General features: G+C 67.1%; 13 protein-coding genes and 1 pseudogene. 11 read left to right on the forward strand and 3 right to left on the reverse strand.

From position 1 onward, the window contains the following. Positions 1-175 precede the first annotated feature (175 nt). Positions 176-1219 (forward strand): LacI family DNA-binding transcriptional regulator, encoded by a 1044-nt coding sequence (locus tag OHA19_RS39605; protein WP_331750520.1) that lies wholly within the window; start codon positions 176-178, stop codon positions 1217-1219. 664 nt (positions 1220-1883) lie between these two features. Here OHA19_RS39605 and OHA19_RS39610 read toward each other — a convergent pair. Then, positions 1884-2300: an ester cyclase gene (locus tag OHA19_RS39610; protein ID WP_331749851.1), complete on the reverse strand. Its 417-nt coding sequence runs from the start codon at positions 2298-2300 to the stop codon at positions 1884-1886. Positions 2301-2362: 62 nt separating this feature from the next. On the opposite strand from OHA19_RS39610, the gene OHA19_RS39615 reads away from it, so the two are divergent. Both OHA19_RS39615 and OHA19_RS39620 read left to right on the forward strand, forming a co-directional pair. Next, positions 2363-3025, forward strand: coding sequence for a TetR/AcrR family transcriptional regulator (locus tag OHA19_RS39615; protein WP_331763248.1), 663 nt, complete (start codon positions 2363-2365; stop codon positions 3023-3025). A gap of 454 nt (positions 3026-3479) precedes the next feature. Then, complete coding sequence (locus OHA19_RS39620) at positions 3480-3629, forward strand: hypothetical protein (protein ID WP_331754106.1); 150 nt, start codon at positions 3480-3482, stop codon at positions 3627-3629. 137 nt (positions 3630-3766) lie between these two features. Here the strand turns inward: OHA19_RS39620 and OHA19_RS39625 are convergent, their stop codons facing one another. Beyond that, complete coding sequence (locus OHA19_RS39625; protein WP_331750518.1) at positions 3767-4414, reverse strand: LysE family translocator; 648 nt, start codon at positions 4412-4414, stop codon at positions 3767-3769. Positions 4415-4433: 19 nt separating this feature from the next. After that, complete coding sequence (locus OHA19_RS39630) at positions 4434-5030, reverse strand: hypothetical protein (protein ID WP_326769468.1); 597 nt, start codon at positions 5028-5030, stop codon at positions 4434-4436. A gap of 200 nt (positions 5031-5230) precedes the next feature. Here OHA19_RS39630 and OHA19_RS39635 point away from each other — a divergent pair, with 200 nt between their 5' ends. From OHA19_RS39635 to OHA19_RS39670, 8 genes and pseudogenes are all read left to right on the forward strand, one after another. Beyond that, positions 5231-6568: a PLP-dependent aminotransferase family protein gene (locus tag OHA19_RS39635; protein ID WP_331750517.1), complete on the forward strand. Its 1338-nt coding sequence runs from the start codon at positions 5231-5233 to the stop codon at positions 6566-6568. Between the two features lie 263 nt (positions 6569-6831). Further along, a pseudogene (locus tag OHA19_RS39640) lies at positions 6832-6991 on the forward strand (MBL fold metallo-hydrolase); the annotation flags it as partial. Between the two features lie 488 nt (positions 6992-7479). Next, positions 7480-8526, forward strand: a complete 1047-nt coding sequence (locus OHA19_RS39645; protein ID WP_331750787.1) for a LacI family DNA-binding transcriptional regulator — start codon at positions 7480-7482, stop codon at positions 8524-8526. Positions 8527-8537: 11 nt separating this feature from the next. Continuing rightward, entirely contained in the window at positions 8538-10133 is a 1596-nt protein-coding gene (locus tag OHA19_RS39650; RefSeq protein WP_331750516.1) for an FAD-dependent oxidoreductase, read from the forward strand. Between the two features lie 24 nt (positions 10134-10157). Next, positions 10158-11453: an extracellular solute-binding protein gene (locus tag OHA19_RS39655; RefSeq protein ID WP_326763343.1), complete on the forward strand. Its 1296-nt coding sequence runs from the start codon at positions 10158-10160 to the stop codon at positions 11451-11453. 116 nt (positions 11454-11569) lie between these two features. Further along, on the forward strand, positions 11570-12427 hold the full coding sequence (locus OHA19_RS39660; RefSeq protein ID WP_331750785.1) for a sugar ABC transporter permease: 858 nt from the start codon (positions 11570-11572) through the stop codon (positions 12425-12427). Further along, positions 12417-13289: a carbohydrate ABC transporter permease gene (locus tag OHA19_RS39665; protein WP_331754109.1), complete on the forward strand. Its 873-nt coding sequence runs from the start codon at positions 12417-12419 to the stop codon at positions 13287-13289. Before OHA19_RS39660 ends, OHA19_RS39665 begins: the two co-directional genes overlap by 11 nt. A gap of 2 nt (positions 13290-13291) precedes the next feature. Further along, on the forward strand, positions 13292-14671 hold the full coding sequence (locus tag OHA19_RS39670) for a glycoside hydrolase family 5 protein (RefSeq protein WP_405722831.1): 1380 nt from the start codon (positions 13292-13294) through the stop codon (positions 14669-14671). Positions 14672-14677 lie beyond the last annotated feature (6 nt).

Consider the following 14677-nt stretch of genomic DNA (forward strand, 5'->3'; position numbering starts at 1 on the left):
CCGATGGCGGGGTTCGAGACCCCCGACAAACGGGCTAAACTGTCTGCTAAAAGCATTTAGCGCTGCTCATATTGGGATGCCGGATGCCCCCTGTCAAGGAGTCAGGGGTCAGGGCATTGTGATTGTCTTGGGGCCGGCACGCACGCCGTCCCGTCGCGCCGCACGAGAGGAAGTCATGCCGCCCAAGCGCGTCACGCTCGCCGATGTCGCCCGCCGTGCCGGGCTATCCCCGACCGCCGCGTCGATGATCCTCAACGGCAGGCCCGACTCCCGGCTCTCCGCCGACGCGCATGCCCGGGTCCACGAGGCGGCCACCGAACTCGGATACCGGCCGAACGTCGCGGCGCGCAGCCTGCGAACCGACAAGACCCTCACCATCGGGTTCATCTCCGACGTCGTCGCCACCACCCGCTTCGCGAGCGGCCTGATCCGAGGAGCACTGGACGCCGCGCAGCGGGCAGGGCATGTCATGCTCGTACTGGAGACCGGTGGCGACCCAGCACGTGAGTCGGAGGCGATTGGCGCTGTACTTGACCGTCAGGTGGACGGAATCATCTTCGCCGTCATGCGCGCCCGGGAACTGTTCGTGCCCGAGATCCCGTCGACCACGCGCGTCGTCATGCTCAACGCCACGAACAAGAAGCACCCCGTTTCCGTACTTCCCGACGAACTCGCCGGAGGTGCCTCAGCAGTCAGACTTCTCGCTACCGCCGGCCACCGTGAAGGAATTGCCCTCATCGGGCACAACGCGGAAGCCGAGAAGGGGCTCTTCCGGTCCACCACCGTCGAGCAGCGGATTTCCGGCATCCGCGCGGAGATGGCCAGACAAGGCCTGCAGTTCGCCACCGAGGAGTCGTGCTGGGACTGGGAACCGCACCACGGCTACGACGTCACCCACGCCCTCCTCGAACGCCGGCGCGACATCCGAGCCCTGCTGTGCATGAACGACCGCCTCGCGTTCGGCGCGTACCAGGCCCTGGCCGATCACGGTCTGACCGTCCCGAAAGACATCTCCGTGGTCTCATTCGACAACGACGAACTCGCCTCCTACCTCCGGCCCGGCCTCACGACCGTCGGACTGCCACACGAGGCCATGGGCTGTGCCTCCGTCGAAATCCTCCTCTCCCCCAGCGCACCGTCCGGCAGCCGCCTGATTCCCATGCCGGTGATCGAGCGGACATCGGTCCGGACCCATCCGCTCGATCATGCGACTGCCTGAGAGCCAGCTCGTTTGAGACGCCAACTGCGAGTCTCTCCCGGTGGACCCTTGGTCATCGGCTGCTACGGATCAGGTGCGGCGGAGCAGTGAACCGGCCGCTGCCGAAGTGCGGGCGGTGGCGGCCGGTCAGCCGCCTCGCGGGCGGGTGCTGGAACAGCGCACGGCCTGGGGAGGCGCTGCGCCACCAGCCTGCAGCCGTGGGGTGATGAGCGAGTTTCCGCCTTGATGTATCGCCGTGGCTGGCCTGTGGTGCATGGTCAGGCTGGCCGCTGGACCTGGCTCGTCATCGCCGCCCACACCCAACTCCGCCTGGCCCGGCCACTGGTCGACAACCACCGGTTGGCCTGGCAGCCCCCGCTGCCGCCCGGGCAACGAACGCACATATCGGAAGCCCGGCCAGGCCACCGAAAGCCTCAGGCCGCCCACCAGGCAGACGCTCGGCCCCGGCGGCACGACACCCAGCCATCAACAAAACCGCATAACGGATACCACAAGCCGCTCACTCCAGCACGCCCTCAGGCTGCCGAGCCCTTCCCGCCCGACAGCTCAACCGACATGCCACGACAATAAAAGGCGATGCTCAGGGACTGTCCGGTGGCGGATCGCCACCCTGCCCGCCCGGGCAGCCGCTCAGGTAGGGGCAGTGTCGTGGCTCGCCGGTCGATCAGTCGTGGGACGCGGAGTGGTGCGTGAGTTGGCCGACCACGGTCGCACTGTCCGCGAAGAGCCGCTCCTCGACTACGTAGCCCTCCGAATCGAAGGTGATGACGGCCGCCATCTCGATGACGATCGAGTTGCCGGTGGCCGCGAACGCCCCGTACTCGCCGTCGTGTGTGCCTTCGAAGCGGACCAGCATCGAACCGGTGAGGCCGTCCTGGCCCAGCGGACGGATGCTGGCCCTCAGGTCACTGAAGCCCGCGAAGAGCGCCGACTCGCGGGCGGCGAGCGCATCGATCCCCTCCTGGGGACCGGTCAGGGGCGAGTCGTACCGGGCCGGTTCACGCCAGAGGGCGGTCACTGCCTCGATGTTGTGGTGATTGACAGCGGCCTCGGCCGCGCGAGCGAAGTCGTCGATGAACATCGCCAAGCCTCCTTAATTAAACCTGCGTGCTGGTCTATTTAATTACCAGTATCATGCTGACCATGGCAAGCGCGATCAGGAACAGTGCCCCTGCGAGGCGAGTCGGCCGCCCGCCGGGACCCACCGCCCATGGAGCCGCCTCCCGCGACCGCATCCTGGAGGCGGCCGCCGGAGTGTTCGCGCGACTCGGCTACGACCGTGCCCGGATGGCGGACGTCATCATGGAGAGTGGACTCACCAAGGGCTCGGTCTACTTCCACTTCGAGAGCAAGGAAGCGCTCGCGATCGCGGTTCTGTCCGCCAAGCACGCACAGTGGCTCGACCTCGTCCGCACGAGACTGGCCGCGACGCCGGAAGGGGTCGATCGGCTCGAAGCGCTGCTCCCGACGATGCTCGACCTGCACCGCGACGACCCGGACGCCTGGGTCATCGCCCGGTTGATCCAGGACCTGGCGGACGTTCCCGAAACCCGCCCGCTGGCAGCCCAGCTGACCCGGACCTGGATCGACGACGTCGCCGACCTCATCCGCGGCGCCCAGCGCGCGGCGGACGCAACGGTCGGGATCGACCCGACCCTGCTCGCCACCGTTCTCGTCGGCGCCTTCGACGGTCTGAAAAACACCGTCGGCATCCTGAACGCCGGTGCCGACGAGGCGAACGCACAGCTCGCCGCCGGCGGCGAGGTGTTGCTGACGATGCTGCGGTCCGTCCTGGGGCGGGCGTAGCCCGCTCTCCCATCGCAACCGGTGATCCCGCCGCCGCGCGAGGGTCCGCCAACCGTAGTTCCAGAACACCTACTACCGCCTGACCCGACGCCAGTCGGTGTTGAACCGCCCCGGTTCGAATGGAGACTCGATTCCGTGAAAGGATTGAGTCATGGCACGCCCCTCTTCGTATCCCCTTGAGCTGCGCAAACGAGCGGTCCGTATGGTCGCTGAGGTTCGTGGCGATTACCCGAACGAGTCGGCCGCGCTGAGGGCGGTCGCCCAGACGATTGCGGCAAGGTAAGGGCAGTGGCCCAGTCGGCGAACTCGCCGTCGAATTTCCCGTCTTCGAAGCGGTTGGCGATGGTGACGCGCAGGTCGCCGAGTTTCGTGCCGAAGCGCTCGACGCGGTAATCGGGGGCGAGCGCGAGCAGGTCGTAGTGAGCTCGCCGTCTTCGCCGAGGTGGCGTGGCCCTTGCGGGCCCGCGACCTGTGCGAGACCCTCGATCTCGGCTTCGCACCGAAGAACATCGAGGGCATGCGCTCGAAACTCAAAAGCATCCTGGCCGAGACCGAACCCGGCCTGTTCGCCCAGGCCGGCCATAACGTGACCCGAAGCGCCTGACCACACAACCTCACCCAAGCCACATCACGAACCGGACATCAACCCGCGAAACACCCCTCTCAGGAACACGCGGAATTCCTGTCCCTGGGGCGGTAGAGCCCAGGTCGGCACCGGACCACTCCCCATGTGCCGTGCTGTCAGCTCGACTTGGCCGGACCTGAGGTGTCGAGGGCCAGCGAGATGGCGAGCGCGCCGAGCGCCGTGCCCATCGCGTAGCGCTGCACCTTGAGCCAGGAGGGGCGGCGCGAGAGGAAGACGGCGATGGTTCCGGCCGCCAGGACGATGGTGAGGTTGACCGCGACGCTGACCACGATCTGGATCGAGCCGAGCGCGATGCCCTGGAGGAGGACGTGGCTTTTCTCCGGGTCGATGAACTGCGGGATGAGCGAGAGGTACATGACGGCGATCTTCGGGTTGAGCAGGTTCGTCATCAGTCCCATCATGAATAGCTTGCGCGGCGAGTCGTGCGGGACGTCCTGCGGGGTGAAGACGGAGACGCCGCCCGGCTTCAGCGCGTTCCAGGCGAGGTAGGCGAGGTATGCCGCGCCGGCCAGCTTCACTGCGAAGTACAGCTCGGGCACGGCGATGAAGACGACCGACAGGCCGAGGTTTGCGGCCAGTAGATACACCATGAAGCCCAGGGCCACACCGCCGAGCGAGATGATCCCGGCGCGCCTGCCCTGGGTGATGCTGCGCGAGACGAGATAGACCATGTTCGGGCCCGGGGTGAGCACCATCCCGAGGGCCACCACCACCACGCCGAGGACCCCGCTCAGTTCAACCATGAAAACCCCTCATTCTCTGTTAATGTCCCGCTGCCGTCTCCGGACGCGCCCTGCCGGAGCGGTCACCGCGCCGTACCTCGGCGAGGTCGTGAGCGATGTCGTGAAGGAGATGGCGGGTGAAGAAATCGACGGTGAGTCGCGAGTCGGCCAGGCCCGCGCCGTCGCGGTCCCAGTCGTCGGCGGTGAGCGTGGCCAGGCGGCGGGCCAGGGCCTCGGCGGCCCACCCCAGTTCCTCCGCCACTTGTCGCGGTTCCTCGTCGCGGTAGCGCCGGACGATGTCCGGGCGTTCTGCGGCCGGCCCGACATCCGGCGCAGTGCGGTGGTGCGGTGCAATCGGTGTGGTTCCGAAAATTGCATCGAGCCTCTTGTGGAACAGGAGACACATGTCACGGACGTGGCAGCCGTGTTCCAGCGGTGACCAGTGAGGCACGCCCGCACGCCGGCCGTCGAGCCCTGGCCCCGTCAGGACCTGCTGCCACTCCGCCGCGTACTTCCGCAGCAGGTCGGCGACCGTACCGTGCCTTACCAGGCAGGAGGTGAATCCGCACCGGTCACAGTCGGGCAGCAGCAGGGGAGTCCGGCCGAGCGGAGACCGAGACCATGCGGTCGTGTTCACTGCTGGGAGGGCTCCTTTCCGGCGGTGGCGCGCCCTCTCGTGGTGCATCCAACAGGGGTTCCCCCAGCCCGATGCACGGGCCAGGCTCGAAGCAATGCAGCGAGCATATTGCCTGCACAAACTCGATGCAATACGCCTTATTGCACTCGGTGCAATTGTGTGGTTGGATGGCGGAGGCACGTGGACGAGAGGAGAGCGCCGTGAAGGGCTATCAGAGCGTCGCCGACACGGTGGCCGAGGAGATCAGGGCCGGCATCCTCCGGCCGGGCGACCGGCTTCCCCCGCAGCGCAAGTTCGCCCAGCAGCACGGCATCGCCAACTCCACCGCCACCCGCGTCTACCAGGAACTCGCCCGACGGGGCCTCACTCTGGGCGAAGTGGGCCGCGGCACCTTCGTTCGCGCGGTCCCCTGTGCATCCGCGCCCGCGCTCACCGAACCCGCAGGCAGCCGGATCGACCTGGAGCTCAACTATCCGGTGGTGTCCGAGCAGGCCGCGCTTCTGGCCAACGGGCTCGGCGGGCTGTTGCGTCCCGATGTTCTCGGGTACGCGCTGCGGCCCGTCGGCGCGGCCGGCGTTCCGGCCGTCCGCGAGTCCGCCGCCGATCTGCTCGCGCGTGGCGGCTGGCGCCCCGACCCGGCGCAGGTGCTCTTCGCGGGGAACGGGCGGCAGGCCATCTCGGCCGTCGTCACCGCCCTGGTGCCACCGGGCGGTCGGCTCGGCGTCGAGGAACTGACCTACCCCGTGATCAAGGCCATCGCCACGCGGCTCGGCATCACCCTCGTGCCCCTGGCCATGGATGCAGCAGGGCTGATCCCGGAGGCCGTCGAAGAGGCCCACCGCAGCGGCCCGCTGCACGCCGTCTATGTACAGCCGACTCTGCACAACCCGCTGTCGGTTACCATGCCCCGGGAACGGGTGGAGCATCTGTCCGATGTCCTGTTGCGGTCGGGGATCCCCGCGATCGAGGACGCCATCTGGGCCTTCCTCCACGACGAAGTGCCGCCGCTCGCCTCTCTGGCCCCCGAGCAGACCGTCCTCGTCGACAGCCTGTCCAAGCGCATCGCCCCTGGCCTGACCCTCGGGTTCGTGGTGGCGCCCGGCTTCCTGGTGGGCGAGATCGCCACGTCGCTGCGCTCGGGGGGCTGGACCCCCATGCGCTTCGCACTGGAGGCGGCCTACCACTGGCAGCAGGACGGCACCGTGAAGGCCCTCGTACAGGCCAAGCAGCGGGAAGCCGCCGTACGACAGGAGATCGCGGCCCGGCACCTCGGCGGCTTCGCTGTACGGAGCGACCCGCGCTCGTACCACTGCTGGTGGCAACTGCCCCGCCCGTGGCGCGCGGACACCTTCGTCGCCGCCGCCGCCCGGCACGGCATCGGAGTGGTGCCGGCCGCCGCGTTCACCGTCGGCAATAACCACGCCCCCAACGCGATCCGGCTGGGACTTGCCTCCCCGCAGACCGACGTTCTCTCCCAGGCGCTTGCCACACTGGCCGAACTCGCCCGGTCCGCCCCGGACGACCTCGTCACCGACTGACGCCCGCCCGCGCGCCAGCGACTGTCCGGCGAAGACCGAGGCGAGCCCACGGCCACAGACACGGGACCGGCATCGAGATCGTCGAGCGGAACCCGCAGGACAAGAGCTTCATCGCGACTCCGAGGAGGCCGGGCGGCCCTCGTAGTCGCGGACCAGTCGCCGGTGCAGTATCAAGGTCGTCAACACCTGTGGATCAAGCGTTCTCCCCGGATGACCAGCTTCTCCGTCTCACCGTCCCGGGGTGTGCGACGCCTTGTCCGAGCGTGGACAATCCCTTGCTCCGGCCACCTGGTGTCCAGTGGCGACACACGGGTGTGGATGGACGCGGGCAGCGGGACGCTGGCTCAGCTTCAACGGCACGTCCAACTGGATGAGCTGGACGCGATCTGGATCTCGCATCTGCACGCCGAGCACAGCGCGGACCGGGAACCTCAGCCCTGCCCGACGCGGTGAACACCGTCTGGCTTCCCGGTCACCTGAGCCTCGATTTACCGGTCCGGTTTGAAGTGGTTTCCTGAGGCTGTGCAGGGCGGCGTTCGGTGCCGTTGGCCGGGTGCGGGCAGGGGTCATCCGCTGGTCTGACCAGAGTGTCCACGGGTTCCGTTCCGGTTGTGACCAAGTGGGGCATCAGCCGCTACGACGCGCGCAAGCGCCTCTTCACCACCGAGGCGTGGATCCCTCACCCGCGAAATCACCCTCGCCCTCCACGGCATCCCGGGAACGAATCAGACATCCACGGAACACTCCGGCGCTCTGGCCCGCCCCCGGCTCAGCTGCTGCCAACGGAAGCTGTTGACGCCCGACTTACTAATTCGCATTATCAGCGCCCCCAAGTCTTGACGTGTTTGAAACACAGGGTTCACACTGATCCCGAGGCGAGATAATTCGTATTAGCGGAGGATCAAGTGACAATTGGTCGCCCTGCGCGGCGGATCACGCAGCGGGACATTGCCAAGCTGGCCGGGGTGAGTCAGCCGACCGTGTCGCTGGTGCTCAACGGTCGGGCCGACGCGGATATCCGGATTCCCGAGGAGACCCGCGAGCGCGTGTTGAAGGTGATCCGGGAATCCGGGTACGTGCCCGATCCAGTGGCACGACGGCTGGCTGACAAACGCAACCGCATTCTGGGCGTCTTCACCTATGAGGCGGTCTTCCCCAGCGCCACCAGCGACTTCTACCACCCGTTCCTGGTCGGTATCGAGGGCGCGGCCGAACAGGTCGGCTGCGACCTGCTGTTGCTCACCAGCACATCAGTGACGGGCGGTCGGCGGCGTGTCTTCGAGGGCGACAATCGGCTCCGGCTGGCGGACGGCTGCCTGCTGCTCGGCCGGTCGCTCGACCGCGACGACCTGAGGCGGATGGTCGCCGACGGATACCCCTTCGTGGCAGTTGGCCGGCGCGATGACGCCGGAGGCCCGGTGCCTCACGTGGGCGCCGATTACGCGACGGCCGTCAGCCGCCTCGTCGAGCTGGCGGTGACCCGCGGCCACCGTCGCGTGGCATACCTCGGACTCCCCACCGACGTGGAGTCCTCCGCAGACCGTCGGAAAGGCTTTCTGCAGGCCACCCAGGCGACACCGGGGCCCGGCGTCCTCATCGCGCTCGACGAGCTGTCTCCCGGACGCGAACCCGACGAGTTGCTGTCGGCGTTGTTGGCCTCACGCGCAACGGTAGTCCTGGTCGAAGACTTCGCCACCGCTGCGGATCTGGTCGCTTCCGCGCGTCGGCGCGGCCTGGCCGTACCGGAGGACCTGTCGGTCCTGACTCTCGGCGATCCGACCACGCCCGTACCTGCCGATGTGGACTTCACCGGATTCAAGATCCCGAGAGAGGAGATGGGCCGACAGTCCATCGCGCTGCTGACCGACCTCCTCCAAGGCACCGCGGACACCCCGCAGCTACTGCTGCCCTGCGAACTCGTCACCGGCGCCACCCTGGCGCCCGCACCCGCACAGTGAAAGGAACGTGGATGGAAACGGAGATCCTCGTCATCGGCGGAGGGCTCGGCGGAGTGGCAGCGGCATTGGCCGCCTTGCGCGCCGGCCGGCGGGTAGTGCTCACCGAGGAGTACGACTGGCTGGGTGGCCAGCTGACGAGCCAGGCCGTCCCACCGGACGAGCCCAGCTGGGTGGAGCAGTTCGGTGTGACCGCCGGCTACCGGGCACTGCGGGACGGAATCCGCGACTACTACCGCCAGCACTACCCGCTGACCGAGCGGTCCCGGGCCTGGCGCCACCTCAACCCGGGGGCCGGGCACGTCAGTCGGCTCTGCCACGAGCCGCAGGTGGCAGTGGCGGTCATCGAGGCAATGCTCGCGCCGTACCGGGGCAGCGGGCGGTTGCGCGTGCTGCAGCCGTACCGACCGGTGTCCGCCGAGACCGACGGCGACCGGGTCTGTGCCGTGACGGTGGGGCACTGCGGAGATGGCGACGAGATCACCATCGCCGCACCGTACATTCTCGACGCGACGGAGACCGGCGAGCTGCTACCTCTCACCGGTACCGAGTACGTCACCGGCTTCGAGGCGCAGTCCGAGACCGGTGAGCCGAGCGCCCCGGGCACGGCGCAGCCCTTGAACATGCAAGCCGCCTCGGCCTGCTTCGCGCTGGACCATGTGGACGGCGATCACACGATCGACAAACCGGTCCGATACGACTTCTGGCGCACCTACCAGCCGGACTTCTGGGGCGGCCCGATGCTCTCCCTGAGCGCGCCTCACCCACGGACCAAGGAGATCGTCGAGCGCAGCTTCACCCCGAATCCCGACGACGACCCGCTGGCCGTCGTCGCGGACCAGCGGCTCAGCGCCGGCGACAGCAACCTGTGGACGTTCCGGCGTATCGCGGCACGGCGCAACTTCACCGACGGCGCGTACAGTAGCGACATCACGCTGGTCAACTGGCCGATGATCGATTACCTGGCCGGTCCGGTCTACGACGTACCTGATGCCGCGCAGCACCTCGCGGCCGCTCGCGAACTGTCCTTCGCGTACCTGTACTGGCTGCAGACCGAGGCTCCACGGCCCGACGGCGGCACCGGCTTCCCCGGTCTGCGGCTGCGCGGCGATATCACTGGCTCGGCCGACGGTCTGGCACAGGCACCGTATATCCGCGAGTCACGGCGTATCCGCGCCGAATACACGGTCGTCGAACAGGACCTGTCCATCGCGTTACGGGGCGACAAGGGTGCCGTGGAGTATCCCGACACGGTGGGCATCGGCATGTACCGCATTGACCTGCACCCCACCACCGGCGGCGACAACTACCTCGATGTGGCGTGCTGCCCGTTCCGGATCCCGCTGGGTGCGCTGCTCCCACAGCGGGTGGAAAACCTGCTCCCCGCCTCCAAGAACATCGGCACGACACACATCACCAATGGGTGCTACCGCCTGCACCCCGTCGAGTGGAACGTCGGCGAGGCGGCCGGTGCACTGGCCGCCTTCTGCCTGGAGCGCCGGGTCTCCTCGCGCGCCGTCAGAAACACGCCCGGCCTCCTGGCCGACTTCCAGGACCGTCTCACCGGCGACGGGGTCGAGCTGCAGTGGCCGCGAATAGCGGGTTACTAGCCAATCATCGCAAGGAGTACAGCAATGAACCCATCGAGGCGCTCCGTCCTCGCGGCGACCGCGGCCGCAGCCGCGACCGCTGCCCTCACCGCCGGCTGCGGCAACGGCGGCGGTCGGTCGGGAGCCGACGACGGCAACCTGCGCATCGCCGTGTGGACGGCGGTGAAGGAGCATCTGGCGCTGCTGAACAGCATCGCGGACGCCTTCAAAGCCAGTAACCCGAAGGTGAAGAGCATCAAGTTCGAATCGCTCAACCCCATGGACTACACCACCGCGCTGACCACTCAGCTCGCCTCGGGCAACCCGCCCGACCTGGGCTGGATTCTGGAAACGAACGCGGCCGACTTCATCGAGGCCGACACGCTCGTCGACATGGCTCCGGCCATGAAGGCGGAGAGCGGCTACGGATACAACGACTTGGAGCCAGCGCTGCTCAGCCAGTGGCGGCGCGGCAAATCGCTCTACGCGTACCCGTTCTCCAGCTCGCCCCTCGCGGTCTTCTACAACGCCGACGCCCTGGCCAAGGCCGACGCGGACGATCCGGCCAAGCTCGCCTCCGAAGACGCCTGGACATGGGACGCGCTCGCCGCCGCGGCCAGGAAGGTCACCGATGCCAAGACTGCACGGTTCGGCCTGCTCGTCCACGATTTCGACTACAAGCACTGGGACCGGCTCTACCCGATCATGAGCGCGTACGGGGCGGCACCGTGGACGTCCGACAACGACTGCGGGTTCTCCGACGGGAAGATGGTCGACGCGATTGACTTCTTCCGGAAGATGGCCTTCACCGACCGGAGTACGCCGGGGCCCGGAGAGCAGGCAGACTTCTTCTCCGGCGAAAGCGGCATGATCATTACCCAGGTCAGCAAGGCCGGCCCGCTCGCCGACGTCTCGTGGAAGTGGGGCGTCGTACCGCTGCCGTCCGGACCGGCCGGAGCTCACCAGGTGATCGGGCAGGCCGGCCTGGCCGTCTTCGCCAAGGCCAAGAACCAGGAACTGGCCAAACAGTTCTTCCTCTTCGCCACCGACAAGAAGAACACCGCCGAACTTGCCCAGTTCTTCCCGCCGCCGCGCGCCTCACTGCTGACGGCCGAGACCCTTGCCAGAACCAACCCGCTGCTCAGCAAGGACCAGCTCCAAGAGAGCATCATCGATTCACTGAAGTCCGGTACGGTGCGCCCCGGCCATAGCGGGTACGCCGAGCTGAACGAGAAGACGCGGGCGGCCCTCGACGCGGCATGGAAGCCGAAGGCCGATACGCACAAGGTCACCCGTGCCGTCTGTACCGCCATCGAGCCCCTGCTGCAGGCCGGATCGTGAGCCTGACAAAGAAGGCCCCGACCCCTGCCGTGTCCCGGCGGGCCACCGTGACTCTCAAGGTGCGGCCGGCCCGCCGGGGCGGGCGGCAACGGACCCCGCGGTGGCGTCGGCGGGACATGCTCGCCGGGTACGTACTCATCGCCCCGCAGATGGTGGGATTCGCCGCTTTCGTGCTGGGGCCCCTCATAGCCGTCGTCTACTACAGCTTTACGAAGTACAACAATCTCACCGGCGATATCAGCTTCATCGGCGGTGACAACTACCGGAAGCTGCTCGACGACCCGCTCGCGATTGAGGTGGCTCAGAACACGGCCGTGTTCTCCCTGGGTCTGGTGCCGCTCAACATCTGCCTCGCCCTGCTGCTCGCCGTGCTGCTGGACCAGGGTCTGCGCGGCACCATAGTGTTCCGCGCGATCTTCTTCTCCCCGACCGTCGTGTCGGTCATCGCGTGGACCATCGTATGGAGCTTCCTGCTCAGCAAGGACGGCGGCCTCAACCTGCTCATACGCATGGTCGGCGCCGATGGTCCCAACTGGCTGCGCGAGCCGGACACCGCGATGTTCTCGGTGATCCTGGTGCAGGTCCTCAAAGGTGTGGGCGTGAACATGGTGCTCTTTCTGGCCGCCCTGCAAAGCGTCCCCACGGAGCTGCGGGAGGCGGCAAGGGTCGACGGCGCCCCTCCCTGGACCATATTCCGCCGGATCACCCTGCCGATGATCAGCCCGACCATGCTGCTGGCCGCGATCGTCACGGTGATCGGCTCGCTTCAGGTCTTCGGCCAGGTCATGGTGCTGACCGGCGGCGGTCCGGGCAACGCCACGACCGTACTCGCCTACTACGTCTATCTGCAGGCATTCAAGTTCTTCGACCTCGGCTACGCGAGTGCCCTCGCGGTACTGCTCTTCCTCGCTGTCCTGGCCCTGACCGTCGTGCAGTGGTGGTTGCGCAAGAAGTGGGTGTTCCATGAGCAGTAACCCCTTGGCCCTGTTCCGACGCAGGGCTCGGACGCCCGCATTCGGGCGGATCCTGCTGTACGTACTGATGGTGGCCCTCGCGGTGCCGTTCCTCCTGCCCCTGCTGTGGATGGTGAGCAGCTCCCTCAAACCGATCTCGGAGATCTTCTCCTATCCGCCCTCGCTGCTCCCGAGCGACTGGCGGTGGGACAACTACGCCCGTATCACCGATTACCAGCCCTTCGGCCGTCAGTACTTCAACAGTCTCTATATCGCGGCGTTGGTGTGTGTCGGCAGCGTCGTGGTCTCGGCCATGGCCGGTTACGCCTTCGCCCGGGTCCGCCTCATCGGCGGCGGCACCATGTTCGTCCTCCTGCTCACCGCATTGCTGATGCCGAGCGAGGTCATCATCGTTCCGCTGTTCCGGCTGTTCTCCGAGATCGGCTGGACCGACACGCACTGGCCGCTGATCATTCCGGCCGTGTTCGGCAGCAACTCGGTCTTCGGCACCTTCGTCATGCGCCAGTTCTTCCTCGGCCTGCCGGCCGAGCTGGAGGAGAGCGGAAGGCTCGACGGTCTGGGGCGTTTCGGGCTGTTCTTCCGGATCGCGCTCCCGCTGGCCGGACCTTCGCTCTCAGCGGTGGCACTGCTCTCCTTCCTGCACAGCTGGAACTCCTTCCTGGAACCGCTGGTGTTCCTGCGCAGCCCGGAGATGTTCACCCTGCCGGTAGCGCTCACCCAGATCGTGGACAACTTTGGAGCCCCGGTCTGGAATGTGCAGCTCGCGGCCAGCACGCTCACGGTCATTCCGGTTCTCGCGGTATTCCTGGTGGCCCAGCGCTGGTTCATCAAGTCAATCGTCAACAGTGGTCTGAAGGGTTAGTCATGGAAATGCTCACAGTATCCGGTGACCGGTTCGTCACCCCGTCCGGAAATCCAGTGACTCTGCGCGGCACCGGGCTCGGCGGCTGGATGATGATGGAGAACTTCCTCAACGGCTTCCCCGGCGCCGAGCACCAGGCCAGGGACGCGCTGCGGCATTCCATGGGCGCAGAAAAGGCCGACCGGCTGTTCGACCTTATCCTGGACGAGTTCTTCACCGACGCCGACGCAGCGCTGATCGCCCGCACCGGACTCAACTGCGTTCGCATTGCGGTCAATTACCGGCACCTCTCCGACGATGCCAACCCGTTCGACATCAAGGAGGACGGAATACGGCGGCTCACCAGCGCCATCGACGCCTGCGCCCGGCACGGCATCTACACCATCATCGACCTGCATGCCGCACCAGGCTTTCAGAACCAGTCCGAGCACAGCGACAATCCGAGCCACCATGCCTGGCTGTGGCGCCACCGCCACTTCCAGGACCGAGTGGTGGCCATCTGGGAGGCGCTTGCGGACCGGTTCCGGGGCCGGCCCGAGGTAGCCGGGTTCAACCTGCTCAACGAGCCCGGCGATCCCACCGGCGAGGTGATCGGTCCGTTCTACCGCCGACTCGTCGACGCCGTACGGGCCATAGACCCGGACCATGTGATCTTCCTCGACGGCAACCGCTACGCCAACGACTTCGATGCCATCGGCAGTGGATTCGACAACACCGTGTACTCCGCCCACGACTACGCCCTCGCCGGAATCCGTGACGCGACCGAGTACCCGGGCGTAGTACGCGGACAGTATGTCGACCGCAGCTGGCTGGAGGAGCGCTTCCTGGAGCGAACCGAGCACTCCCGCAGAACGGGCACACCAGTCTGGGTGGGCGAGTTCGGGCCGGTCTATTCCGGCGACCCCGCAGTCGACAAGCACCGCTACGCCGTACTGCGCGATCAGCTGGAGATCTACCGTGAGCACGGGGCGAACTGGTCCATCTGGACCTACAAGGACACCCATCTGTCCGGGCTGGTGTCCCTCGCCCCCGACTCACCCTGGTCCCGGCTGCTGCAGCCGATCAGGGAGAAGAAGGAGCGGCTGGGCACCGAGCCTTGGTCCACCGGCGAGGAGGGCATCGGCCACGCCCTCGCCCCGCTCGATGAGCTGATGGCCACCGAGTACCCCGACTTCGACCCGCAGCCCTTCGGCCAGCGCTGGTACGTGCGCCGGCTCGTCCGTGAACTTCTGCTTGGGGAGCCCATGCTCGCCGACTTCGCCGCCCTCTTCGCCACTGTCGACGACGCCGGCATCGCAGCTCTGGCCGGCTCATTCCGCGTCGACGCCTGTATACCTCGCACGCCGCTGGCGGAACTCCTCACTGAATTCACCCGCAGCTGAAACCGC

Source organism: Streptomyces sp. NBC_00012 (assembly GCF_045040875.1).
GTDB lineage: Bacteria > Actinomycetota > Actinomycetes > Streptomycetales > Streptomycetaceae > Streptomyces.